This is a genomic window from Streptomyces sp. NPDC051136 (assembly GCF_044455745.1).
Lineage (GTDB): Bacteria > Actinomycetota > Actinomycetes > Streptomycetales > Streptomycetaceae > Streptomyces.
This window is the reverse complement of sequence record NZ_JBITFE010000002.1, coordinates 142,684-165,857: the sequence shown is the minus strand read 5'-3', so window position 1 is coordinate 165,857 and position 23,174 is coordinate 142,684. Positions and strand designations below refer to the sequence as shown.

General features: G+C 69.1%; 19 protein-coding genes and 2 pseudogenes. 13 read left to right on the top strand and 8 right to left on the bottom strand.

Annotated elements, in window-relative coordinates:
* Nucleotides 1-177 precede the first annotated feature (177 nt).
* From ACIBCJ_RS06290 to ACIBCJ_RS06270, 5 genes and pseudogenes are all read left to right on the top strand, one after another.
* On the top strand, nt 178-1,731 hold the full coding sequence (locus tag ACIBCJ_RS06290) for an ATP-binding protein (protein ID WP_365978991.1): 1,554 nt from the start codon (nt 178-180) through the stop codon (nt 1,729-1,731).
* A gap of 53 nt (nt 1,732-1,784) precedes the next feature.
* Nucleotides 1,785-4,760: a Z1 domain-containing protein gene (locus tag ACIBCJ_RS06285; protein ID WP_365978990.1), complete on the top strand. Its 2,976-nt coding sequence runs from the start codon at nt 1,785-1,787 to the stop codon at nt 4,758-4,760.
* A 77-nt stretch (nt 4,761-4,837) separates the two neighbouring features.
* Nucleotides 4,838-5,896, top strand: a complete 1,059-nt coding sequence (locus tag ACIBCJ_RS06280) for a NaeI family type II restriction endonuclease (RefSeq protein WP_365978989.1) — start codon at nt 4,838-4,840, stop codon at nt 5,894-5,896.
* A 106-nt stretch (nt 5,897-6,002) separates the two neighbouring features.
* On the top strand, nt 6,003-6,407 hold the full coding sequence (locus ACIBCJ_RS06275; RefSeq protein WP_365979271.1) for a very short patch repair endonuclease: 405 nt from the start codon (nt 6,003-6,005) through the stop codon (nt 6,405-6,407).
* 106 nt (nt 6,408-6,513) lie between these two features.
* Nucleotides 6,514-6,899, top strand: a pseudogene (locus tag ACIBCJ_RS06270) (M15 family metallopeptidase); the annotation flags it as partial.
* Here the strand turns inward: ACIBCJ_RS06270 and ACIBCJ_RS06265 are convergent.
* Complete coding sequence (locus tag ACIBCJ_RS06265) at nt 6,862-8,082, bottom strand: DNA (cytosine-5-)-methyltransferase (RefSeq protein WP_365978988.1); 1,221 nt, start codon at nt 8,080-8,082, stop codon at nt 6,862-6,864. The pseudogene ACIBCJ_RS06270 and the gene ACIBCJ_RS06265 sit on opposite strands and share 38 nt — an antisense overlap.
* Before the next feature lie 267 nt (nt 8,083-8,349).
* On the opposite strand from ACIBCJ_RS06265, the gene ACIBCJ_RS06260 reads away from it, so the two are divergent.
* From ACIBCJ_RS06260 to ACIBCJ_RS06250, 3 genes and pseudogenes are all read left to right on the top strand, one after another.
* Nucleotides 8,350-8,997, top strand: coding sequence for an HNH endonuclease (locus ACIBCJ_RS06260; RefSeq protein ID WP_365978987.1), 648 nt, complete (start codon nt 8,350-8,352; stop codon nt 8,995-8,997).
* 222 nt (nt 8,998-9,219) lie between these two features.
* Nucleotides 9,220-9,783, top strand: coding sequence for a cysteine hydrolase (locus ACIBCJ_RS06255; protein WP_365978986.1), 564 nt, complete (start codon nt 9,220-9,222; stop codon nt 9,781-9,783).
* 24 nt (nt 9,784-9,807) lie between these two features.
* Nucleotides 9,808-10,041: pseudogene (locus ACIBCJ_RS06250) on the top strand (GNAT family N-acetyltransferase); the annotation flags it as partial.
* Between the two features lie 75 nt (nt 10,042-10,116).
* On the opposite strand, the gene ACIBCJ_RS06245 reads toward ACIBCJ_RS06250, so the two are convergent.
* A complete protein-coding gene (locus tag ACIBCJ_RS06245; protein WP_365978985.1) occupies nt 10,117-10,668 on the bottom strand; it encodes a hypothetical protein in 552 nt (183 codons plus the stop codon).
* A 198-nt stretch (nt 10,669-10,866) separates the two neighbouring features.
* Here ACIBCJ_RS06245 and ACIBCJ_RS06240 point away from each other — a divergent pair, with 198 nt between their 5' ends.
* On the top strand, nt 10,867-12,630 hold the full coding sequence (locus ACIBCJ_RS06240) for a hypothetical protein (protein WP_365978984.1): 1,764 nt from the start codon (nt 10,867-10,869) through the stop codon (nt 12,628-12,630).
* Nucleotides 12,631-12,758: 128 nt separating this feature from the next.
* Here ACIBCJ_RS06240 and ACIBCJ_RS06235 read toward each other — a convergent pair whose 3' ends face one another.
* The gene (locus ACIBCJ_RS06235; protein WP_365978983.1) at nt 12,759-13,622 is read right to left on the bottom strand and encodes an SDR family oxidoreductase; all 864 of its coding nucleotides are present in this window, start codon (nt 13,620-13,622) and stop codon (nt 12,759-12,761) included.
* Between the two features lie 155 nt (nt 13,623-13,777).
* Between ACIBCJ_RS06235 and ACIBCJ_RS06230 the strand changes: the two genes are divergently transcribed.
* Together ACIBCJ_RS06230 and ACIBCJ_RS06225 are read left to right on the top strand one after the other, a co-directional pair.
* Entirely contained in the window at nt 13,778-14,470 is a 693-nt protein-coding gene (locus tag ACIBCJ_RS06230; protein WP_365978982.1) for a TetR/AcrR family transcriptional regulator, read from the top strand.
* Nucleotides 14,471-14,770: 300 nt separating this feature from the next.
* The gene (locus tag ACIBCJ_RS06225; protein WP_362508752.1) at nt 14,771-15,997 is read left to right on the top strand and encodes a cytochrome P450; all 1,227 of its coding nucleotides are present in this window, start codon (nt 14,771-14,773) and stop codon (nt 15,995-15,997) included.
* 60 nt (nt 15,998-16,057) lie between these two features.
* Here ACIBCJ_RS06225 and ACIBCJ_RS06220 read toward each other — a convergent pair whose 3' ends face one another.
* Both ACIBCJ_RS06220 and ACIBCJ_RS06215 read right to left on the bottom strand, forming a co-directional pair.
* Entirely contained in the window at nt 16,058-16,531 is a 474-nt protein-coding gene (locus tag ACIBCJ_RS06220) for a carboxymuconolactone decarboxylase family protein (protein WP_362094506.1), read from the bottom strand.
* A 118-nt stretch (nt 16,532-16,649) separates the two neighbouring features.
* Nucleotides 16,650-17,540 (bottom strand): alpha/beta fold hydrolase, encoded by an 891-nt coding sequence (locus ACIBCJ_RS06215; RefSeq protein WP_362094503.1) that lies wholly within the window; start codon nt 17,538-17,540, stop codon nt 16,650-16,652.
* A gap of 157 nt (nt 17,541-17,697) precedes the next feature.
* On the opposite strand from ACIBCJ_RS06215, the gene ACIBCJ_RS06210 reads away from it, so the two are divergent.
* A complete protein-coding gene (locus ACIBCJ_RS06210) occupies nt 17,698-18,000 on the top strand; it encodes a hypothetical protein (protein ID WP_133885488.1) in 303 nt (100 codons plus the stop codon).
* Between the two features lie 15 nt (nt 18,001-18,015).
* Here ACIBCJ_RS06210 and ACIBCJ_RS06205 read toward each other — a convergent pair whose 3' ends face one another.
* The 3 genes from ACIBCJ_RS06205 to ACIBCJ_RS06195 all read right to left on the bottom strand — a co-directional run bounded on the left by ACIBCJ_RS06205 (nt 18,016) and on the right by ACIBCJ_RS06195 (nt 21,480).
* Complete coding sequence (locus tag ACIBCJ_RS06205) at nt 18,016-18,375, bottom strand: VOC family protein (protein WP_362094499.1); 360 nt, start codon at nt 18,373-18,375, stop codon at nt 18,016-18,018.
* Nucleotides 18,376-18,468: 93 nt separating this feature from the next.
* Nucleotides 18,469-19,983: an MFS transporter gene (locus tag ACIBCJ_RS06200; protein ID WP_365978981.1), complete on the bottom strand. Its 1,515-nt coding sequence runs from the start codon at nt 19,981-19,983 to the stop codon at nt 18,469-18,471.
* A gap of 111 nt (nt 19,984-20,094) precedes the next feature.
* Complete coding sequence (locus ACIBCJ_RS06195) at nt 20,095-21,480, bottom strand: DUF445 domain-containing protein (RefSeq protein ID WP_365978980.1); 1,386 nt, start codon at nt 21,478-21,480, stop codon at nt 20,095-20,097.
* Between the two features lie 199 nt (nt 21,481-21,679).
* On the opposite strand from ACIBCJ_RS06195, the gene ACIBCJ_RS06190 reads away from it, so the two are divergent.
* On the top strand, nt 21,680-23,044 hold the full coding sequence (locus ACIBCJ_RS06190; RefSeq protein WP_365978979.1) for an SGNH/GDSL hydrolase family protein: 1,365 nt from the start codon (nt 21,680-21,682) through the stop codon (nt 23,042-23,044).
* Nucleotides 23,045-23,174 lie beyond the last annotated feature (130 nt).

Sequence of the window (23,174 nt, the reverse complement as noted above, 5' to 3'; positions counted from 1 at the left end):
CGACTGCCAGTTCAGGGGCTGCCCATACCCGCCCAGGGACGCATTAGAGACGAACTCCCCTTCTTCGCAGTTCAACTGCCCTATGTCCGACCTTTGCAGTACCGTCACACGAACCAACCGATACGGAGGGCCCATCACTCGTTGAGCAGGCCCAGCCCTGTGCACAGAGGATGCGTCATGCCCTACGAGCCCGGAGTCGTCTGGCAGTACGAGGTCCCCACGACCGGCAGCACCCATCTGCCCCCGGACGCCGGCTACGGCAAGGCATTGACCAACCAGGGCTACGGATTCGAGGTTGCGGTCGCCGACCTGATCGACAACTCGATCGACGCTGGTGCAGACAAGATCGTCGTTCACTTCCTGCGCGACGCCAAGCGGATCCTGACTCTCCTGGTCATCGACAACGGCAGAGGCATGGACGATCCCGGCCTGGACGCAGCTATGACAGTGGGCCGGCGCCGCGAGTACGGCGGGAACGCACTCGGTATGTACGGCACAGGCCTCAAAGCCGCTTCGCTCTCGCACGCCGCGTCCCTCACCGTGGTCAGCCGCACCAAGCGCAGCCGCGCCGCAGGGCGCCGTCTCACCGCAGAAGGAATTGAGGACGGTTTCCGCTGTGACACCGTCGACCCGCGCTACGCCCAGGAACTCGTGGACCGGTACGACGGGGTCATCGAGTGGCACGGCACGATCGTGCGCTGGGACCAGGTGCGGGTGTTCGAGACCGTGACGACTGGCCAGAGCGACCAGTTCCTGTCGAAGGCGATTGCACGTCTGGAGACACACCTCGGTCTCTACCTGCACCGCTTCCTCCAGGATGGCCTCAAGCTCGACATCGCCGTATGGGACGTGAGCAGCGGCGAGGGTCTCCTCGGTGAGGAGGTGGACCACATAGCGGTCGAAGCCCTGGACCCGTTCGGCTACAAGGTCCCCGGGAAGGCCCGCTATCCCCGGGCGTTCACAGCCCCCGTCGAGGGCCTGGGAGACGTGCAGCTGACGGCACACATCTGGCCAGCCAAATCGAAGCAGGCCGGGTTCCGGCAGATCGGTTCCCTGACGGACCGGCAGGGGTTCTACTTCTATCGCAACGACCGGCTCGTCCAGGCTGGCGGATGGAACGGCCTCCGCAGTCCTGAGGGACACCTGGCACTGGCCCGCGTGGCAGTCGACCTGCCGGGTCACGAGAGCAGTGTGCTGAGCCTTGACGTCAAGAAGGAGAGCGTTACGGTCACACCCGCCTTCACGCTGGGAGTCGAGCAGGCGGTGGACGCATCCGGAGCGAGCTTCCACGACTACCTCAGCGACGCAGAGGCCGCATACCGCGACGGGGCGAAGCGCACAGAGGTGGTACGCCGGCCGGTGACGCCTCCGGGGAAGGGGATGGATCCGAAGATCAAGCGAGTCATCAAGGAAGAGCTGCCTGAGAAGCCCGGTGAGGAACCGATCGCGTTCACCTGGACCACGCTGCCGCAGGACAGGTTCTTCGATTTGGACCGTGAGAACAACTCGGTGCTGCTCAACAAGGCATTCCGCAGTGACTTCAACGACGGGAAACGTGGAGGAAGCAACGACGCACCAGTCACGAAGGCCTTGCTCTACCTCCTCCTTGAGGACTGCTTTGGCCTCGGCCGCTGGGAACGCAGCCGCCAGGACCGGATCGACTACTGGAACACCATCCTTCTGACCTCGGTGCAGGTCCACCAAGAACGCCGGGCGCAGGCCGCCGACTGATCCAGGCCGCTCTTGCTCCATGACCGCTCCGGCCCCTGAACGAGGAAGAACAGATGACCAGCACTCCCCCTGCCGTACTCCTTGACATCCACACTGACGCGCTGGCGGGTATGAGCATCCTGCCCCGCCCCTTCCAGAAATGGGCAGCGCTCGCGGCAGAAGACCGTCAGCCGGATGCAGATCTGGGGGAGGAGCTCTTCCGGTCGCTCCTCATCAGCGGTGACGAAAGCCTGATCACGCTCTGGTCTCGCCATCTCACCGCCTGGGACTTCGCGGACAATCCCCCATGGAGCGCCGGCTCCTGCGCCCGTACCGAGGAACGGCGGGCCGTGGTGTACGAACGCCTTCACTTCGGGCCAGAACTACGTAAGGCCTTGGATGAAGCGGTTCCTGTAGCCACGACTCCCGGCGAGACCGTCATCACCCGGGAGTTCACTCCGTGGTACACACCTGAACGTGCAGCAGCGAGGAACTTCTACTGGGCTTCCTACCAGCAGAAACTCCGAGACAGAGGGTGGTCTGAAGCCGCCATCGCCAGTCTCGACCAGGCGAGCCGTTCTGTGGTCGAACGTCTCAGCGACCCTGAACAGGAATCCGCCAGGCAAGCGAAAGGCCTGGTGGTCGGCTACGTCCAGTCCGGAAAGACAGCAAACTTCACAGGTGTGGCCGCCAAGGCCATCGACGCCGGGTACCGCCTCGTCATCGTTCTGGGGGGAACTCTCAACCTGCTTCGTGCACAGACCCAGCGACGACTGGACATGGAGCTGATTGGCCAGGAGAACATTCTGCGTGGCGCTGACCTCGCAGACGCGGACTCACTGGTGGGCGTGGACTACGTAGGTGATGACGAGGGCTGGCCCGAGTTCGTGCGCCACGGTGGCCGTCCATCTGCGCTAGGCGCCTTTGACATCGAGCGGTTGACGACACGCGAGAACGACTACAAGAGCCTCGCCCAGGGCATCCGGGCGCTGGAGTTCGAGAAGCGCTTCCCTGCTCGTCCCCTCCATGATCCGGCGAACATCCACCATGCAGCGGCGCGAGTTCTCGTCGTGAAGAAGAACAAGGCTGTCCTCACCAAACTCGTCAAAGATCTCAAGCAGATCCACGGGATCCTGGGAGAAATTCCGGCTCTCATCATCGACGACGAGTCCGACCAGGCGTCCGTCAACACTTCAGACCCGAAGAAGTGGGAACGCGGAAGCACTGAGCGCACTGCCATCAACAGCTTGATATCCAGTCTCCTGGGACTGCTGCCGCGAGCCCAGTACGTGGGGTACACCGCAACACCCTTCGCTAACGTCTTCGTCGACCCCGGCGACGACATGGACATCTTCCCCAGCGACTTTCTGATCTCTCTGCCGCGACCGGCTGGGTACATGGGGGTGCAGGATTTCCACGACCTGGACTCATCCATCCCGGTGGAGGAGCGCACCTATGCGAACTCCCAGGAGAAGGCGCACGTACGCGGTATTTACGACTCCACGGGCGACAGACTTCAGGAGGCCATGGACGCCTTCGTCCTGTCTGGCGCCTTGAAGCTCCATCGGGCGGAACACGGCGTGCCTGACGCTCCTTTCCGGCACCACACCATGCTCGCTCACGAGTCAGTGCGTCAGGACGATCACGCTGACCTGGCCCTTCGGATCAACACCCTGTGGCACCAGGCGGGTTACAGCTCCGCGGCAGGTCACGATCGTCTTGCTGCATTGTGGGAAGCAGACTTCGCGCCAGTGACGGCGTCGCGCGCAAGCAGCCTTCCCGCACCGTCCTCGTACGCCGAACTGCGGCCGTACGTCCATGCCGCGCGCCAGCGCATCGGCAGCGGTGGCAATCCAGTGGTCGTCGTGAACGGGGACTCAGACCGCTACTTCGCCCAGCTCGACCTTGACTTCGACCGCACACCGAACGTCTGGAAGATCCTCGTTGGCGGTACGAAACTCTCCCGTGGTTTCACCGTCGAAGGGCTTACCGTCACCTACTACCGCCGAACCACACAGCAAGCAGACACGCTCATGCAGATGGGCCGATGGTTTGGCTTCCGCTCCGGTTACCGAGATCTGGTCCGTCTTTACATCGGCCGTGAAGAGCCGTTTGGCCGCGACAAGCACGTCGACCTTTACGAAGCCTACGAAGCCGTCTGTCGCGATGAGGAGAGTTTCCGGGAGCAGCTGGCCCAGTACTCCGAAATGGTGGACGGGGAACCTCAGGTCACGCCCGTTCAGATCCCGCCCCTGGTAGCCCAACACCTGCCATGGTTGAAGCCCTCGGCGCGGAACAAGATGTTCAACGCGGAACTGATCGAGATCCGGTCCCCGGGCCGGCCTATTGAACCGGCGGCCTATCCGCTGAGCAGCGCCACCAACAAGCGCAACACTGAGCGATGGCGACCGCTACTGAATGCGCTGGGTACTGCACCCCTGTCCTTCAGCAATCCTCCGGATTCCTCGAGCACACTCACCCGGACCTTCAGCGCCCTCACGGCCACCGTGTCACACCAGGATCTCATGGGAGTGCTGTCCCGGCTCGAATGGGAACGGCCACAGTACTTTGACCCGCATCTGACCTACCTCAGTCAGCTTGACGGCACTCTCGCGAAAGTCGAGGACTGGCTTCTCATTTCCCCCCGGCTCGCCTCGGACAACCGCATCGAGGCCAGTGTCCTCGGCTCGGCTCCCTTGTCCCTGGTCCGACGGAGTATCCAGGACGGCAAGAGTTCCTTCGGCCGCATCGCCAGCGTCGAGCATCGCACCACAGCACAACGGCTCATCACTGGGGCTGCTGGGCCAAACCGGGAGATCGGCCCCAGGACGGGTGTCGCACTTCTCTACCCGGTCATTGAGGGCAGCAGCTCCGAGACGGTCCGGGCAGCTGTCCGTAACGGGGTTGCCGACCCGTCCAAGGTCATTATGGCCTTCACACTTATCCCGCCGAAATCGGCTGCCGACACGGATCGCCGACTGGTGCGCTTCCGGGCGAAGGACTCACGGTTCATCAACGAGGCCACCGTGTCGGTGCCTCAGACCTCATGAGCGCGGGGCGCCGCCGCCCGCAGGCAGGCGCCCCGACAGGTCTGCCTGCTCTCCCCTCCTGGCGCAGCTCCGCACTCGTGCGCTTCACGTCGACTCACAACCTGAGGCTGAAATTGCTTCCCTTTGACGAATACGCAGACGTTCGCGCGGCTAGTTGGATCAGCCAGCACGGTCTGATCGCACAGGACGCAGATGTGAAAAAGGTTGCTGATCACATCTTTTCCCTCGATCCGGACGGCAGCCGGTTTGCCGCAGTCCTTCGCGACACGATCGACCAATTGCTCAACGGCGAGACGACCGGCCGATACGCCTGGGAACAGCTGTTCAAGACAGAGAAGACTCACGCGGGAACTCTCGTCGAGATCAACTTGCAGCGCGAATTCAAATTCGAAGACGGTGCGGACGTAGGCTCGCACGGCGAACATCCCATGGACTACCGGATCCTTGGTGTAGATGTTGACTGCAAGTTCTCTCAGGATTTCGGCGGATGGATGATCCCGCCTGAGGCGATGGGGCATCTATGTCTTCTGGTGTGGGCTGACGACCTCAAAAGCAAGTGGAGCGCCGGCATCTTCCGAGTGCGCGAGGAGTGGCTCAACACAGGCAGCAACCGCGACAAGAAGCTCACGCTGAAGGCAAAGCACCGCATGGATAAGGTGCACTGGCTCTGGCATGAGGAAGAACTTCCCGAGAACGTGCTACTTCATCTTCACGAGGCCACACGCAAGCAGATTCTCCTTGATGGTCCGCGCAAGGGGCAGCAGCGAGTCATCGAACTGTTCCGCAGGGTGCAGAACCGCCGTATCGGACGCGGCGCCATACGAACTGCTGCAAAGCAACTGGACTACATGGCGCGTCTGCGGGAAGGCAAGGGGCGGGCGCGTACGGTGCTCCGCGAGGAAGGCATCGTCATCGTCGGCCCTTACAGTAAGCATCGGGAGATCGCCTGCCGTATCGGGGCGGAAGTCCCCCAGCGGGGGGAGTTTGTTAGCTTTCGGGTAACTGAGGCCATGCCTCACCATGGCGACCGCCCTTCTGTGGAACTGGAGGGGCGCCGTTGGGTCCTTGCAGGACCGGAGGACCCGGTGTCGACAGCACCACTCCTACCGAGGGTCACTGGTGAAGAAGAAGCCTGACGGGGCAAGCAACGACAGCGACACGCAGTCAGACGGGTCTGCCGATGCCGCCGCCTGGGTGCCTCCCGTCGGCTCCTGGGCTTCCTCAGCTGCGCGGCGGCGCAACATGCAGGCGATCCGCAGCCGCGACACCACGCCCGAGCGTCTGATCAGGCAATTGGTTCACGCTCGGGGCTTGCGCTATCGAGTGGCTGCGAGACCGCTTCCCAAGCTTCGCCGGACAGCTGACATGGTCTTCCGTCCGGCGAAGGTGGCCGTGTTCATCGATGGCTGCTACTGGCACGGATGTCCTGAGCACTACGTGCCGCCCAAGACCAACTCCGGCTACTGGTCGGACAAGGTCGCACGGAACATAGCTCGTGATCGAGACACCGACCAGCGCCTCGCAGCGGAGGGCTGGACGGTGCTGCGTTTCTGGGAACATGAATCATCGCAAGAGTGCGCCGCTCGCATTGCAGCGGAAGTAGAAAGACACCGCTGCACCGGGCGGAAGGTCCCGCCAAGCAGCTAATGCTGTGACGCGGAAGGTTCGGCGGGTGGGCCACCAGGTGAGTCCGCGAGATGTTCACGTCATGAGCGAGATCGTCGCGACGCCGGATCCGAAGGTTGCCGCCACACCGGACTACTGGTCGGCCGAGCGGATCCACCCGGCGGCGAGCCGGTACCTGTCACCGCCCGGCATCGCTCCGCACAGCGCCGGCGCGGCCGTGGACCTCACCCTGGCCGACCCCGCGGGCAACGAGCTGGAACTCGGCACCCGGATGAACGCGGACCCCGAGGAAAGTGAGGGCGCCTGCTACACCCACGCCGCCAACGTCAGCACGGAGACAAGCGCCATCGCAGCTGCTGGATGACGTGCTCACAGCCGCGGGGCTTGGTGAACTACCCCACCGAGTGGTGGCACTGGTCCTTCGGCGACCGCTACTGGACGCTGACCACCGGTGAGACCGTTCCCGGCCACAGCACTAGTCGGTCCTCTCGTCCCGCTCTCGAGCCGCCTTGAGCACCTCGATGATCGACTTGCCGACAGCCCGGGCGACTGGGGGCGGGAAGGCGTTCCCCACCTGGCGGTACTGCGCAGTCTTACCGCCCGAGAAGTCCCATTCGGGCGGGAAACCCTGGATGACAGCGGCCTGCCGAACCGTGAGCATCGGACCATCCGCACCGAAGAGGTCACGCTCTTCGCTGGCCTTCTTCTCACAGTCCTCGATGTCGTTGGCGACCCCCATGCCCGAGATGCCGAGCTGCTTCCAGGCTGCCTTGGCACGGCTGGGTCCGAGGTCTGCGCCACCGTGCTTCTTCGAGCCGCCAACGAGCGTGGGAGCGATACCTCCACCCTTGCCCTTCAGTTCGGCGTCACGTTCTCGAGCCTTCTCGAGCCACCGCTCCAACCCCTTGCGCGCACGCTCTCCGTGCACGCCGTTGAAGTACCGCCCGTAGCGCTCTCGCATGGACGGCTCAAGGCTCACCGCGACACTGACCGGATCCTCGTGCGTGGGCGTGGGCCATTCGTACTTGAGATCCTCGATGATGTCATTGCGGAACGCGACGAGGACGGCACGCGGCCTGAGCTGAGGAACGCCGAAGTCGCTTGCTTCGAGGACGTCCCACCTGCAGACGGTGTATCCGAGACCGTCCTCATGAACGGTCTGTCCGTCGTCCGCCCTGTACTCGCCGCCCTCAAGCCTGGCCCTGATCCAGTCACGGTAGTCAGAGAACTTCGGGTCCATGATGCCGCGGACGTTCTCGATCATCACCGCTCGAGGCTTCAGCTTCTCGACCAGCTGCAGCATGCGAGGAAACAGATCACGTTCGTCGAGCTTTCCCAGCTGCTTGCCCGCATGCGAGAAGGGCGGGCACGGCACACCGCCGGCCAGGAGATCCAGTCCGTTCTGCCTCAGCAGGTCGGCACTCTTGCACAGGTCCTCGTGCGGTTCGAACGTCGTGACGTCGGTCGACAGCACGTCACAGTGCTCTCGCTCCCAGGCCCAGACTTCGTGGTCTTCGATATTGAGGCGCAGCGTGTCAACCGCGTACCTGTCGATCTCCACCAACGCGAGGTGGCCGAACCCTGCCTGGTGAAGTCCGATGGCCTGGCCGCCAGCGCCGGCGCAGATCTCGATCGACGTGAAGGCGGGTTCCCTTCGCTCCCCCGTCGCGGGCTTTGGTTGAGTTGTGCGGGTCATGCCCCCTCCTTACAGTCGTGCAACGGCAGACACTTTGCAGCCCGCCATCACTGAGGGTGACAGACCCCACTGACAACAACGAGACCGGACCAATTTTGCAGCACGCCTCACCGTTCGCTGTACACACCTCACACCACAGCGAACACTCATACGATATTGCACATGCGGATACCTGCTTGGACTGAGGACGAACTCGTACTGGCCGGGGCCCTTGTGGTACGGAACGGCTGGCGTGAACTGCGCCCAGGAGATCGCACGGTCCAGGAGTTGTCGGAGCTGCTCCAGTCTCTGCCGCTGCACGGGCCCGAGGCGCGCACCCTGCCGTCCTTCAGGTCTGTGGACAGCGTGAGTCGCAAGACGACAGATTTCATGACGAACCACCCGGATTACGGCGGCAAAGCAACCCGGTGCGGCAGACCAACGCTGCTCATGATCCATGCCTTCGTCACTCGGGAGGCTGAGATGCTCCAAGCCGCCCAAGCCATTGAGGACGGCATCGGATCCGGAGAGCTGCACCTGCTGCCGCCGCAAGCCGACGAAGTCGACGGAACAGGCGCCTCTGCCATTGAGGGGCGCCTGCTCGTCCGCCGGGCACTGGCCCGAGAACGCAACCCCCGGCTGCGCGCTCAGAAGATCAAGCACGTCCAACTCCAGGGCGCCCCGCTCGAGTGCGAAGTCTGCGCGTTCAGCTTCGCTGACACGTACGGGGAGCTGGGTGAGGAGTACATCGAGGTCCATCACCTCACCCCTCTCCACGTCTCCGGAACCAGAGAGACCCAGCTGGACGACCTTGCCTGTCTGTGCGCCAACTGCCACCGCATGTGCCACCGGGCCCGTCCCGGAGAATCCTGGCGCACACCGGCTGCCCTCCGGGAGCTGTTGCTCAAGCGGAACGGTGAATCCAAAGGGGCCTGATACTGCTGATCTGCGTCGAGCTATCCGGGATGCCGCTCACCGACGTCAAGCAGTCCGCCGTACTAGGACGCCAGAGCCGAGTACAGAGGCGGAACGCCTGCAGGTGCTCGACACCCATCCCCTTGCGCTGTCTCGCGGACGTGGAAACCACCGTCACGGTGCGGGTGATCCATCAGACTCGCCCCGGATGTTCCGACCGATGACCGGTAAGTGAGGACACACATGGCAGGCACCGCGCTCCTGGTGATGGACGTCCAACGGGACGTCGTGGACATCGCCGACGACGGTTCCGGGTATCTGACGCGTCTGCGCAGGGCCATCGACGGGGCCCGGGACGCCGGGATCCCCGTGATCTACGTGGTGATGGGGCTGCGTCCGGGCGATCCGGTGGTCAGCCCGCGCAACAAGGTGATGGCGAACGTCCTGCAAGCCGGCCTGTTCATCGAAGGGGCTCCGGGCAGCGAGATCCACCCGGATGTCGCGCCCCGGCAGGGCGACGTGGTGGTTACCAAGCGGCGCGGGAGCGCGTTCTCGGGCAGCGACCTCGACCTGGTGCTGCGGGCTCGCGGCATCGACAGCCTGGTACTTTCCGGCATCGCCACCAGCGCCGTGGTGCTGTCCACCCTCTGGCGCGCCGTCGACCTGGACTTCGGCGTCACCGTCCTGGCCGACGGTTGTCTCGACACCGACCCCGAGGTGCACCGGATGCTCACCGAGAGGCTCTCCCCCCAGTGGGCGGACGTCATCAGTGTCGACGAATGGGTCGGAGCCGTCGCGCCTCGGTGACGCGGGGCGGGAGGTCCGGCCGCGGGCTGCGCGACCGAGGCCGTACGCGCGCTGCTGCGGTGGGCGTACGGCACGCTGGACCTCGGTCGGGTCCAGGCCGAGGCCGGTACCCGCAGCCTGGCGTCCGCCCGCGTTCTGGAGAAGGCCGGGTTCGCGCGGGAGGGGACGTTGCGGGAGGACTGCGGCGTGGACGGCGAGGTGTCGGACTCGTGGGTCCGCGGGGTGCTCAGGCGGGAGTGGCCGCCGTCGGACGTGCCGCTTCGGGATCACTGCGAGGCTGTCTGCGACAGGCTCGTGCCACGCGCCCCTGTGACAGCCCGGCGGACCGTGAGGTCAGGCCCTCTGCCGTCGCCCCAGCAGGCGTGCCTGTTCCTTCTTCAGCGCGGTGAATTCCCGGCGCGCGTAGGCGGCGAGCTCCTCGCTGGGGAACGGCACCACCGACAGGTGCTGGTCGTGCTGTCCCTGGGCCCACCGGGCCGCGGTGATCTCGTAGCCGGACACGTGCGCGCACAGGTCGAGCAGCAGGGGCGGCATCTCCGGCTCGCTCAACAGGTCCGCGTGCGCGATGACCAGGTCGCGCATGGCCCGGATGTTGGGGAGGAAGACGGTGGTGACCCACAACCGCCACTCCGCGAGTTCTTCGGCCGTGGGCGGGGAATCGTCGGCGAACGGCGAGGTTCCGCCGGGGCGGGCGTGACGGGCCAGGAACGCGCCGAACGTACGGCTGTTGGCCTCCGTGAGGGCGAGCAGGGGCCCGTAGAAGTCGCCGAGTTGGCGATGGACGCGGGCCAGTCGCTCTTGACGCTGCGACAGGCGCACGCCGTTGAGGTAGGTGACGACGTAGCCGACGAAGGCCAGCCCGACGGTGACGGCCAGTGTGATCACGAGGGGCGATGCTAGCCGGAGCCCTGCCCCGCGCGTCCGGCGCGCCGAAGGCGCGGGGCGCGGGGCCCGAGGCCCGGCGCACGGGGCGCGTGACGCGTTCCGCGGGCGGCCCCGGAGTGTTTCCCCGCCGCACCCCTCCCGTTCGCCGTGCCTGGCTACCTTCGCCTCGCCCGGTCCGGCAGCAGGAGAGGTACGTCCATGAGCACCCCGGTCCAGCAGACCTCGCCCCGCCCGCCCGGCACGCGCCCGTCCGCAGCCGCGCTCGCGTCGGCCAGGCAGCGTCGGGACCGGGACGGGAGCCGGGCCGGGAGTTCGTCCGGGCGCTCGGCGGAGCACGCCTTCCTGCGGTTCCAGGCCGGCGTCGGCAACCGGACCGCGACCGCGGCGGTGCAGCGCGTCAGGAGCGGGACCGTGGAACGGGCGCCGGAGTCGCCCGTGTCCTCCCGGCCGGGCACCCCGGACAGCTTCGTGACCGCCGTGTCGGGCAGGTCGGGCAGCTCGGACAGCTTCGTGACCGCCGAATCGGCCGGCTCGGGCAGCTCGGACAGCTTCGTGACGGCCAGGGAGCCTGAGCCGGAGGCGGCCGCCACGGCGAGGTCGGCGGACGATCTGGTCAAGCGGGCCGCCGAGATGCTGGACCGGTTCAAGAAGAACCTCGACCCCGCGGACAACCTGGCCAAGGGCGCCCAGACCCCCACGAGCGCCGGCCTCGGTCAGGCGGCCACCGTTTCGGGCGACGGTGCCCTCAAGCACGACGCCGCCGCCGCCGGCACCTCCGCCGGTACCTGGAACCTCCTCACCGAGGTCACCGGCGTCGTGGTCAACGCGTACGACTCGCTGAAGAACATGAAGGACGCCCGGAAGAAGCGGTCCGGGGCCGGGCACCACACGGCGAGCAGGAAGGCGAAGGTCAAGGGCGCGGACGCGGTGGTCGGCACCGCGAGTTCGGGCGGCTACGGCGCCGCCGTCGCCAAGGAGTCCACCAAGCTCAACGGGGTGGCGGACGCGGCGACCGCCGCGACCGCCGCCGAGGTGAGCGGCATCTTCAGCGCCGTCACCGGTCTGTGGAAGGGCGCCCGCGCCGCGGGCAAGGTCGGCGGAGCGACCCGCAAGTACCGGCGGATCAAGCAGCTCGGGGATCCGGGCGCCGTCCACGCGGATCTGCTGGCCCGGTTGCGGGACGCGTCGGACCAGGCGGAGCAGCGGGTCGACGCGGCGTTCGCACGGCTGAACGCCATCAGGGAGGCGGGTCAGGGGCGCCCGCCCCGGGAGTGGTACCCGGCGGCCGAGGCGGCGTTCGACGCGATGCGCGAGGAGTACGAGCGGGCCTCCGCGGCCACGGCGGCCTACCGGCGTGCCGCGCAGGACATGGAGGACCTGAGCGGGACGCAGAAGTACGCGAAGAAGAAGCAGCTCACCAAGATCGGCAAGGAGACGGTGGGCGGCGTGGTGGGCGAGCCCGCCAAGGCGGCGGGCGGCATCGTGGCGGCGGTCACCGCGGCGGGTGTACTGGGCAGCAACCCGGGCGGCTGGATCGCCGCCGCGGTGGGGGCCGGGCTCATCCTCGGCGTCGCCGGGTACAAGGCGGGCCGCGCCGCGACGAAGCGCTACGAGGAGGTCCGCCATCCCGAGCGCTGGGCACCGGAGGGCGAGGAGCCGGCGGTGGGCGCGTCGCGCGGGGACTCGCTGAAGCACGCCCTGAAGATCTGGAAGAAGGTCTCGAAGGGCGAGCGCCAGGCCATGGCGCGCAAGATCTACCGCCTGGCGGCGGGCCCCGGCATCCAGGGGAGCACCGACACGACGCCCGAGATCCGGCAGTCCGCCCGGGAGCTGCTCGTCGCCCTCAAGGCGGGCCCGGCCCAGCACAAGCTGGATCCGGACGCGTGGGCGGCGAGCCTCGACGACCCGGAGAAGAGCGCCGGTTGGATCAAGGAGATCGCGGAACAGCTGGCCTCGGGGTGACCGGCGGCGGGCGCCCGCCGTCGGCACGACAGGGACGCCCGCGCCGTCGGCACGACAGGGACGCCCGCGCCGTCGGCACGACAGGGACGCCCGCGCCGTCGGCACGACAGCGGCGCCCGCCCCGGTGCCTAGCGCAGCGCCTCCGCCAGCACCTCCCGCATGCCGGTCGGCTCCCGGCCCAGCAGCGCGGCCAGCGTCGGGTCGGCCCCGGCGAACTCGCCGGCGCGGGCGGCGGCGAAGATGCCCAGGATCTGGTCGGCGTACGGGGCGGGGACGCCGTGGGCCACCAGCTGGTCCCGGAAAGCGGCCTCGGGTGCGACGGTCCGCGTGAAGGGGCGGCCCGTCACCTCGGAGGCGAGGGACGCGACGTCGTCGAAGCTCAGCGCCCGTGACGCGGTGAGGGGCGGGGTGGGGCCCTCGAAGCTGCCCTCGTCGGCCAGGATCGCGGCGGTCGCCTCGGCCAGGTCGGCGTGCGTGGTCCAGGCGACCGGACCGTCCGCGGGCAGCCGTATCTCGCCGGTCACCCGGGCGTGGTCGAGGAAGCCCGTCGCGCTGGCGGCGTAGAAGCCGTTGCGCAGTGACGTGTAGGACACCCCGCAGGCGCGCAGGATCCGCTCGGTGGCGGCGTGGTCGCGGCATGCCTGGAAGTGGGACGCGTCACCGGCTCCCATCTGGCTGGTGTAGAGGACGCGGCGGGCGCCCGCGGTGACAGCCGCCTCGATCGCGACGCGGTGCTGCTCGACGCATTCCTCGCCCATCTTGTCCACGGAGACGACGAGGACCTGCGAGGCGCCCTCGAAGGCGTGGGCGAGGCTCCCGGCGTCCGCGAAATCGCCCCGCCGGACGCGTACGCCCCGGTCGGCGAAGGCCAGGGCCTGCGGGTTCTCGGGGTCGCGGACGCTGACGCCGACCTGTCCGGCCGGTACGCGGGTGAGCAGGTGCTCGACGATCCTGCGTCCCAGCTGTCCGGTGGCTCCGGTCACGATGATCATGATGCGCTCCAGTGTTCACGGGGGGACGGGGGTTCACAGCGCTCGCGCTTGACGCGGACGGCGCGCTGTTTCCAGTGATATCACTTCAACAGTAACAACGATAATCACGATGGCAACAGGATCCCGGTAACGTTGGTCCCGGTAACGTTGGACGCATGTCCTCTCGCTCCGACCAGACCCGGCAGCGGGTCATCGAGGCCGCCATCGGCCTGCTGACCCGAGGCGGACGCGACGCCGTCACCACCCGCGCGGTCGCCGAGGCGGCCGGGCTGCAACCGCCGGCCATCTACCGGCTGTTCGGCGACAAGGACGGTCTCCTCGACGCGGTCGCCGAGTACGGCTTCGCGGCCTTCCTCGCCACCAAGCACGTCGACCCCGACCCGCCGGACCTCATCGAGGACCTGAGGGGCGGCTGGGACCTCGCGGTCGAGTTCGGCCTGGCCAACCCCGCGCTGTTCACGCTGATGTACACCGAGCCCGCGCGGGAGGAGTCGGCCGCCTTCAAGGCGGGCTCGGAAGTCCTGATGGGCCGGATGCGGCGGCTCGCCGCCGGCGGCCTGCTCCGCGTAGACGAGGAGCTCGCGGCCCAGGTCGTCCACGCCACGGCGCGCGGCGCGGTGCTCACCTGGCTGTCCCTGCCCGAACAGCGGCGCGACCCGGCCCTGTTCACCACCTTGCGCGAGTCGATGGTCGCCGCCGTCACCCATGAGCGACCGGCCGTGCGGGACGCCGGTCCGGCGGGAGCCGCCCGGGCCCTGCGCGCCGCCCTCCCCGGGCAGGCGGTCCTCAGCGAGGCGGAGCAGCGGCTGCTGAACGAGTGGCTGAAGCGGCTCACCGAGGCCGGCTGAGCAGGGAACGGGCGGGCATCCGCCGGACCGGCCCTTTCCGGCCGATCTCCTTCCGGCCGCCGGTCCCCTCCCGGCCCCTCCGGCAAGGGAGTTCGGCCGTCGTCCGCGCAGCTTTCGCGTCAAACTCCGGACGGTTCCGGCTGATGATCACGAGGCCCGCACGACGTGGGAGCGCGAACCGGTACCGTCACCTCTGTCGCATGTCGAACGCCGCGAGCTGACACGGGAGGTCGAAACCGACCCCGTCACTCCCCCCCCCTCCCCGGCCGCGCGACCCGCCGCACAGCAAGGAGCCAGGCCATGGCGCCTCAGCAATCCGCCCTCGCCCTCGACCCCACCGGCGCCGACCATCGCGCCGAGCACCGTGCCCTGCGGGAGCGCGGCCCGGCCACACGAGTGGACGTCCTCGGGGTCGAGGCCTGGTCGGTCAGCGACCCGGTCCTCCTCAAACGACTGCTCACCAGCCCCGACGTCTCCAAGGACGCCCGGGCGCACTGGCCGGCCTTCGGCGAGGTCGTCGGCACCTGGCCGCTGGCCCTGTGGGTGGCGGTGGAGAACATGTTCACCGCGTACGGGGCGAACCACCGCAAGCTGCGCCGGCTGGTGGCCCCCGCCTTCAGCGCCCGCCGCGTCGACGCGATGCGGCCCGCCGTCGAGGGGGTGGTGACCGATCTCGTCGACCGGCTCGCGCGGCTGCCCGTCGGTGAACGGGTCGACCTGCGGCAGCAGTTGGCCTATCCGCTGCCGATCACGGTGATCGGTCACCTCATGGGCGTGCCCGAGGACCGCCGCGACGGGTTCCGCGCCCTCGTGGACGGCGTCTTCGACACCACCCTGGACCAGGCCGAGGCACAGGCCAACACCGTGCGCCTGTACGAGGTCCTGGACCAGCTCATCGCGGCCAAGCGCGCCACCCCGGGCGACGACATGACGTCCCTGCTCATCGCCGCGCGGGACGACGAGGGGAACGGCGACCGCCTCTCGCCCGAGGAGTTGCGCGACACCCTGCTGCTGATGATCAGCGCGGGCTACGAGACCACCGTCAACGTCGTCGACCAGGCCGTGTACACCCTGTTGACCCGCCCCGACCAGCTCGAAGCGGTGCGCAAGGGCGAGGCCACGTGGGGTGACGTGGTGGAGGAGACGCTGCGTCACGAACCGGCGGTCAAGCACCTGCCCCTGCGGTTCGCGGTCGCCGACATCCCCCTGCCGGACGGGCAGGCCATCGCCCGCGGGGAGGCCATCATCGCCTCGTACGCCGCCGCCAACCGGCACCCGGACTGGCACGAGGACCCCGACACCTTCGACGTGACCCGCACGGTCAAGGAGCACCTGGCCTTCGGGCACGGCGTCCACTTCTGCCTGGGCGCGCCGCTGGCCCGGATGGAGGTGGCCCTCGCGCTGGAGAGCCTGTTCGGCCGCTTCCCGGACATCCGCCTCGCCGATCCGGCCGAGGAGCTGCCGGCCGTGCCCTCGCTGATCAGCAACGGCCACCAGCGGCTCCCGGTCCTGCTGCACGCCGGCTGACCGGCGCGCCGCGGGACCCGGAGCGAGGGAGCCCGGGGCCGGCGGCCGGAGCGAAGCGCCTCAGCCGAACATGCCCGGCACGTAGTCGCCGGCCGGCTGCTGGGTGATCACGTTCACGCGGTTGTACGCGTTGATGAGGGCGATCAGTCCCACCAGCGCGGTGAGCTGCTCCTCGTCGTAGTACTTCGCCGCGTTCGCCCAGGCCTCGTCGGTGACGCCGCCGGAGGCGTCGGCGATACGGGTGCCCTGCTCGGTCAGTTCGAGCGCGGCGCGCTCCGCGTCGGTGAACACCGTGGCCTCCCGCCAGGCGGCGACCAGGTTCAGGCGCAGCCAGGTCTCCCCTTCCTTCGCGGCGTCCTTGGCGTGCATGTCGAGGCAGAAGCCGCAGCCGTTGATCTGGCTGGCGCGGATCTTGACCAGTTCCTGGGTCGCGGCCGGCAGGGACGAGTCGGTCACGGTCTTGCCCGCGGAGTTGATGTGGCGCAGGAGCTTGCCCGCGAGCGGGCTGCCGAAGATGTTGAGACGCGCTTCCATGGTGGATTCCTCCGTCGTCGCTGTCGTGCTCGCCGGCCCGGTCGGCCGTACACACCTACGACGGATGCCGGCGGTGCGGTGTGACAGGCGGGACCACCTCGATCCTGTGACCTGCGTCTCACCCGGCCGGTGTGGTTCGTTCCCGTTCCAGCAGTCGGCGCAGTGCCGCCGTCACGGCGTCCGGGCGTTCGTCCATCACCCAGTGGCCCGCGTCGTCCAGCAGCGTCAGCTCGGCGCCGGGCACGGACGCGGCCAACTCGGTCGCGATCGCGGGGCTCAGGTACACGTCCGTCCGGCCCCACACGACGGCCGTCGGGCAGCCGATGTCCCGCAGCCGTGGGCGCAGTTCGGGGCGGGTGGGGGTGCGGTAGTCGGCGAAGTAGTGGAGCACCCAGCGGCGCCCCTCGGGGGTGGCCATCCAGCCGACGTAGCCGTCCAGGACCCGGGCGTCCAGGTGGCCGGCACGCACCAGCGGGGCCAAGGAGCGGCGGTGGAGGGCGGCGAAGGGCAGCCGCAGCGCCGGACGGCGGAGCACGGGGCTGCGTCCGAGGAGGCTCAGCACGCTGAACACGGCGTACCAGCGGCGCGTGAAGGTGGCGTGCGCGCGGGTGTTGAGGAGGGCGAGCCGGCGTACCCGCTCGGGGTGGGTCTCGGTGAAGCCGAGGGCGAGGAAGCCGCCGTAGTCGTGGCCGACCAGGTTCACCGAGTCCAGTTCCAGTGCGTCGAGGAGCCTGCCGAGCCGGGCGACCTCCGTGTCGTAGTCGAAGGACAGGTGCAGGGGCCGCTCGGACGCGCCCCAGCCGAGGAGGTCCGGGGTGACGACCCGGTGCCGGGCCGACAGGGGCGCCACCTGGTGACGCCAGCATTGGTGGTCGGCGGGGTAGCCGTGCAGGAGGACCACGGGTTCGGCGTCGCGCGGGCCCGACTCCCAGCAGGCGACGCGGGCGCCGTCCACCGTGACCGTGCGGGGGCGGGGCGGGTCGTAGGCGTGGGGGCGCTGGGTGGTCATCGGACTCCTCCGGTGCTCGTCTCCCCTCTCCAACGGGTCGGATACCCGCGAGTGTCGCGATCAGGGCTCGGTGTTCGGCCGACGGAGGCGGGGATTAGCCTCGAACCCGACACGTCGGTACGGGGCCGGGGTCGGCCCGGTGGAGCAGGAGGCAGAGATGGCGAAGGTTCCCAGTGCGGTGGTCGCCGCGGGTGGTCTCGTCGGCGGCTACGGCGTGGCGCGCTGGACGAAGAAGCGGCAGCTCGGCGGTGCCGTGCTCGCCGTGGCCGGGGCCGCCGCCGCGCAGCAGTGGCGGGCGCGGGCCGGCGGGAAGGCCGCGGGCGCGCTGACGGCGGCGTACGTCGCCGGGTTCGCGGGGTCCCACCCGCTGGCCAAGAAGGTGGGCGCCTGGCCGTCCGTCCTCGGTGTCGCCGGTGCCGTGGCGCTGGCCTCCTGGGCGGTCGCCGACCGCCGCGCCTGAACCCCGCGGCGCCGGTCAGGAGTGGTGGGTGAGTACGTTGATCACCCGGCCGTCCGGGGCCCGGACGAAGAAGCGCCGTACGCCCCACTCCTCGTCCCGCGGTTCCCGTACGATCTCGGCGCCCGACGCGGCGACCCGGGCGTAGACCTCGTCGACGTCCTCGACCTCCACGCTCAGGTCGGGGACGACGGGCGCCGTGCGCTCCTCGGTGAACAGGCTGATCTGGGCGGTGGGGTTGGCGGGGGAGGCCAGCGTCGTCACCCAGCCCATGTCCATGACCTCCTCGAAGCCGAGCAGGCCGTAGAAGTCACGGCTGGTGTTCCACAGCTCCTCGGCCTCCACGTGGATGTTGGGGACGATCCTGCGGACGGTCATCGGGGGCTCCTCGGCGTCCGGGCCGGGCCGGCGGGCGGCCCGGTAGAAAGGTGGCCGGCTCGACGGGTGGCCGGGCCCACGGGGAATGTGGCGCTACGCGGTCTTCGTGGCGGCGCCCGTCCCTCCCGGTGTGTCCGGCGCCGCCGCCGACAGCGGTTCCGCGATGTCCTCCAGCGAGCGGCGTTCCGCCTTGACCGCGAGGAACGCCGCCACCAGGCCGGCCGCGCACATCAGGCCGGCGCCGATCTGGAAGGCCAGGACCGTGTCGCCGACCACGCCGGACTCGGTCAGGTCGGCGAAGAGCAGCGGGCCGCTGATACCGCCGGCGGCGGTGCCGAGGGCGTAGAAGAAGGCGATGGCCATGGCGCGGGTCTCCATCGGGAAGATCTCGGAGACGGTCAGGTACGCGCTGGAGGCGCCCGCCGAGGCGAAGAACAGCACCACGCACCAGCAGGCCGTCATGGTCGCCGCCGTGAGCGAGCCCCGGTCGAAGAGGTACGCCGTGCCGAAGAGCAGGATGCCGGAGAGCAGATACGTGCTGGAGATCATGATGCGGCGGCCGACCGTGTCGAAGAGCTGGCCGAGAAGCAGCGGGCCCATGAAGTTGCCCGCGGCGATGACGGCGAAGTAGTAGCCGGTGCTGCCGGTCGGCACGTCGAAGAACGTGATGAGGATGGTGCCGAAGCCGAAGGTGATGGCGTTGTAGAGGAAGGCCTGGCCGATGAAGAGGGAGAGCCCGAGGACCGCGCGGCGCGGGTAGCGGCCGAAGACGGTCTTGGCGATCAGGCCGAAGCCGATGCTCTTGCGCTGGTGGATGGTGATCTCACCGGCCGGCGGCGGCAGCTCCTCGCCCTTCTCCTGCTCGATCTCCCGTTCGACGGAGGAGACCAGGGTGTCGGCCTTGTCGCCCTGGCCGTGGATGAACTGCCAGCGCGGACTCTCCGGCACGTGGCGGCGGACCAGGAGGATGACCAGGCCGAGGACCACGCCGAGGGCGAAGCTGAGCCGCCAGCCGAGGTCCTTGGGGAAGATGTCGGTGTCCAGCATCACGATGGACAGCAGGGAACCGCCGATCGCGCCGAGCCAGTAGCTGCCGTTGATGATGAGGTCGACCCGGCCGCGGTACTTGGACGGGATCAGCTCGTCGATCGCGGAGTTGATCGCCGCGTACTCACCGCCGATGCCGAAGCCGGTGAGGAAGCGGAAGAGGAAGAACCACCAGGACTCGAAGGAGACCGCGGTCAGCGCGGTGGCCACCAGATAGACGACCAGCGTCAGCATGAACAGCTTCTTGCGGCCGTGGCGGTCGGTCAGCCAGCCGAAGAACAGGGCACCGGAGCACGCGCCCGCCACGTACAGGGCGGCGGCGAGGCCGGTGATCTGGGCGGAGCTGATGTCCAGGCCGCTGCCGTCCTCGGCGATGCGTCCGGCCACGTTGCCGACGATCGTGACTTCCAGGCCGTCCAGGATCCACACGGTGCCCAGGCCGATCACGATCATCCAGTGCCAGCGCGACCAGGGCAGCCGGTCCAGGCGGGCGGGGACGGCCGTGGTGACGGTCCCGGTGGAGGCGGGCCCCGAGCCCGACGACGACGCTTCTGCTGTCATGGCACCCTCTCCGTCGGGCTCTGCGTCGAGCTCCGTCGAACGAACGCCTCCCGTGTGCCCTGCACCGGAGAGAACACGCCCGCCGCGGCCGCGGGGCCACCCGGAGCGGCCCTACGCCCCCAGGATGCGGGAGACCGTGTAGATCAGCAGCCCGGCCAGCGAGCCGACCACCGTGCCGTTGATACGGATGAACTGGAGGTCGCGGCCGATGTTCGCCTCGATCTTCTTCGTGGTGTGCTCGGCGTCCCAGCTCGCCACCGTGTCGGTGATCAGCGAGGTGATCTCCTTGCGGTAGGTGGTGACGACGTACACCGCGGCGCCCTCCACCCAGCCGTCGACCTTGCCCTGCACCTTGGGGTCGGAGGCCATCCGGGTGCCCAGCGACAGCAGCGAGGCGCGGACCCGGAGGCGCAGTTCGCTGCGCTCGTCCTCCGCCGCCGAGACGATCATGGACCGTACGGCCGTCCAGGCGGACGCGATCAGGTCCTGGACCTCGCCGCGGCCCAGCACCTCGGTCTTCAGCCGCTCCACCCGCGCCCGGGTCTCGGTGTCGGACTGAAGGTCGGCGGCGAAGTCGGTGAGGAAGCGGTCGAGGGCGCCGCGCGCCGGGTGTGCGGGCATGTCCCGCATCTCGGTGACGAAGCGCAGCAGCTCCTTGTAGACGCGGTCGCCGATCTTCCGGTCGACGAACCGGGGCGTCCATCCGGGTGCCCCGCCCTGCACGGCGTCCATCACGGAGTCGCCGTGCAGGATCAGCCAGTCGTGGGCCCGGGACACGATCAGGTCGACGGCGCGCTTGTGGCCGCCGTCGGAGACGACCCGGTCGAGCATCTTGCCGAGGCCGGGCGCGATCTCCTGCGCGTCGGCACGGCGCGTGATCGCCTCGCCGACCACCGCCTGGACGTCGGAGTCGCGCAGCACCGTCAGGGCACCGCGCAGCGCGGCGGCCAGCTCGGCCGTCACCCGGTCGGCGTGTTCCGGCACGGCGAGCCAGGCGCCGAGGCGGCTGCCGATGCCGACGGCACGCAGCCGCTGGCGCACGACGGCCTCGGAGAGGAAGTTCTCCCCGACGAACTCGCCCAGCGAGACGCCCAGCTGGTCCTTCTTCTTCGGGATGATCGCGGTGTGCGGAATGGGAATGCCGAGCGGGTGCCGGAAGAGCGCGGTGACCGCGAACCAGTCGGCGAGCGCGCCGACCATTCCGGCCTCGGCGGCGGCCGACACGTAGCCCGCCCAGGCGCCCGCGCCCCGGTGGGAGGCCCACTCGGCCAGGGCGTAGACCACGGCGACGAAGAGCAGCAGCCCGGTCGCGGTGAGCTTCATCTGCCGCACACCGCGGCGCTTGGCCTCGTCGGCCGGGCTGAAGGACGTCATCGCCCGGTCACGGACCGCGCCCGAGCCCGCACCGGCCGGGCCCGCCCCCGTGCCCTTCCCGGCGCCCTCGGAGCCGTCCGCGCCCCCGGCGCCCTCAGGAAGTTCCGGTTTCGTGCGTTCCATCCGCTCCACCGTTCGCTGATACGTCCCTCACACATTGTCCCTTCATGACCGACTCCTGGAACGGAACACAAGTTCCCGGCGTCTGTCTCCGAAGGGGGAACGCCCGGGGCTCCTGCGGCACTTCCTCCACCCATGCCGCATCATGGGTTCATCGGACCGGAGCCTCGGAGCTCCCCTCGCCCGAGGAGAACAACACAGCATGACCCGGGTTCGTGACGGGGGTGCGGGGGCACCCCCCACCAAGCACCGTGCCCTGCTCGCGGCGATCGTCACCCTGATAGTGACGATCTCCGCGGCCATATACGCCGGAGCGTCCGCGGACGACGGCGCCCAGGACCGCACACCCCGGGCCCAGGCCGGCCTCTCTCGGGGAGAGGCGGCTCCCGCCTCCACGGGTGCCTGGGTGGGCGCCTGGGCCACCGCGCCCGCCGCCGCCGAGCCGGGCACCGAGACGACCGGCATGGCCGGCCGCTCCGTGCGCAACGTCGTCCACACCTCGGTCGGCGGCACCGGCGCCCGCATCACCCTGTCCAACCTGTACGGACAGGCGCCGCTGACGGTCACGCACGCCTCGATCGCCCTGGCCTCGGGCCCCGGCACGGCCGCCGCGATCGCCGACACCATGCGCCGGCTGACCTTCCGCGGCAGCGCCCGGGTGATCATCCCGGCGGGCGGCCAGGTGATGAGCGACACCGCCCGCATCACCATCCCCTACGGGGCGAACGTCCTGGTCACCACGTTCTCGCCGGTCCCGTCCGGGCCGGTGACCTACCACCCGCGGGCCCAGCAGACCAGCTACCTCGCCGACGGCGACCGCACGGCCGACGTCACCGGCGCCGCGTACACCACCCCCACGCCGTTCTGGCGCTATCTGACCGCCCTCGACGTGCTGAGCCACGAGGCCGACGGCACGGTGGTCGCCTTCGGCGACTCGATCACCGACGGCCTCGGCTCCGAGACCGACGCCGACCACCGCTGGACCGACGTCCTCGCCGAGCGGCTGCACGAGGCCGCCGGCACCGGCCGGGACACACCGCGCTACAGCGTCGTGAACGAGGGCATCAGCGGCAACCGCATCCTGACCGGCAGGGCGGGCCGGCCCGCCGACAACCCGAGCGGGCTGAGCCGGTTCCGCCGGGACGTGCTGGAACGCACCAACCCCAAGGTCGTCGTCGTCCTCCTCGGCGTCAACGACATCCTGCACAGCCCGGAACTGGCCGACCGCGACGGCATCCTCACCGGCCTGCACACCCTCGTCGGCCAGGCGCACGCCCGGGGACTCAAGGTCGTCGGCGGGACGATCACGCCGTTCGGCGGCAGCAGCCGCGACACCAAGGCCCGCGAGACCATGCGGCAGCAGGTCAACGGGGAGATCCGGGCGGGCCGGGTCTTCGACGAGGTCGTCGACTTCGACAAGGCCCTGCGCGACGCCTACGACCCGCGCCGCCTGCGCTCCGACTACGACAGCGGCGACCACCTGCACCCCAGCGACAAGGGCTACGCCCGCATGGGCGACACCCTCGACCTGGACGCGCTCAAGGGCGCGGCACCGGTTAGGGCGTAGGGCGCCCGGGGCGGGCGCACGCCCACCGGCCGGAACGCACGCCCACCGGACCGAGCACAGGCCCGCCGGACCGAGGACAGGCCCGCCGGTCCGGGCCCGGCGCAGGACCACCGGTCAAGGTGCGGGACAC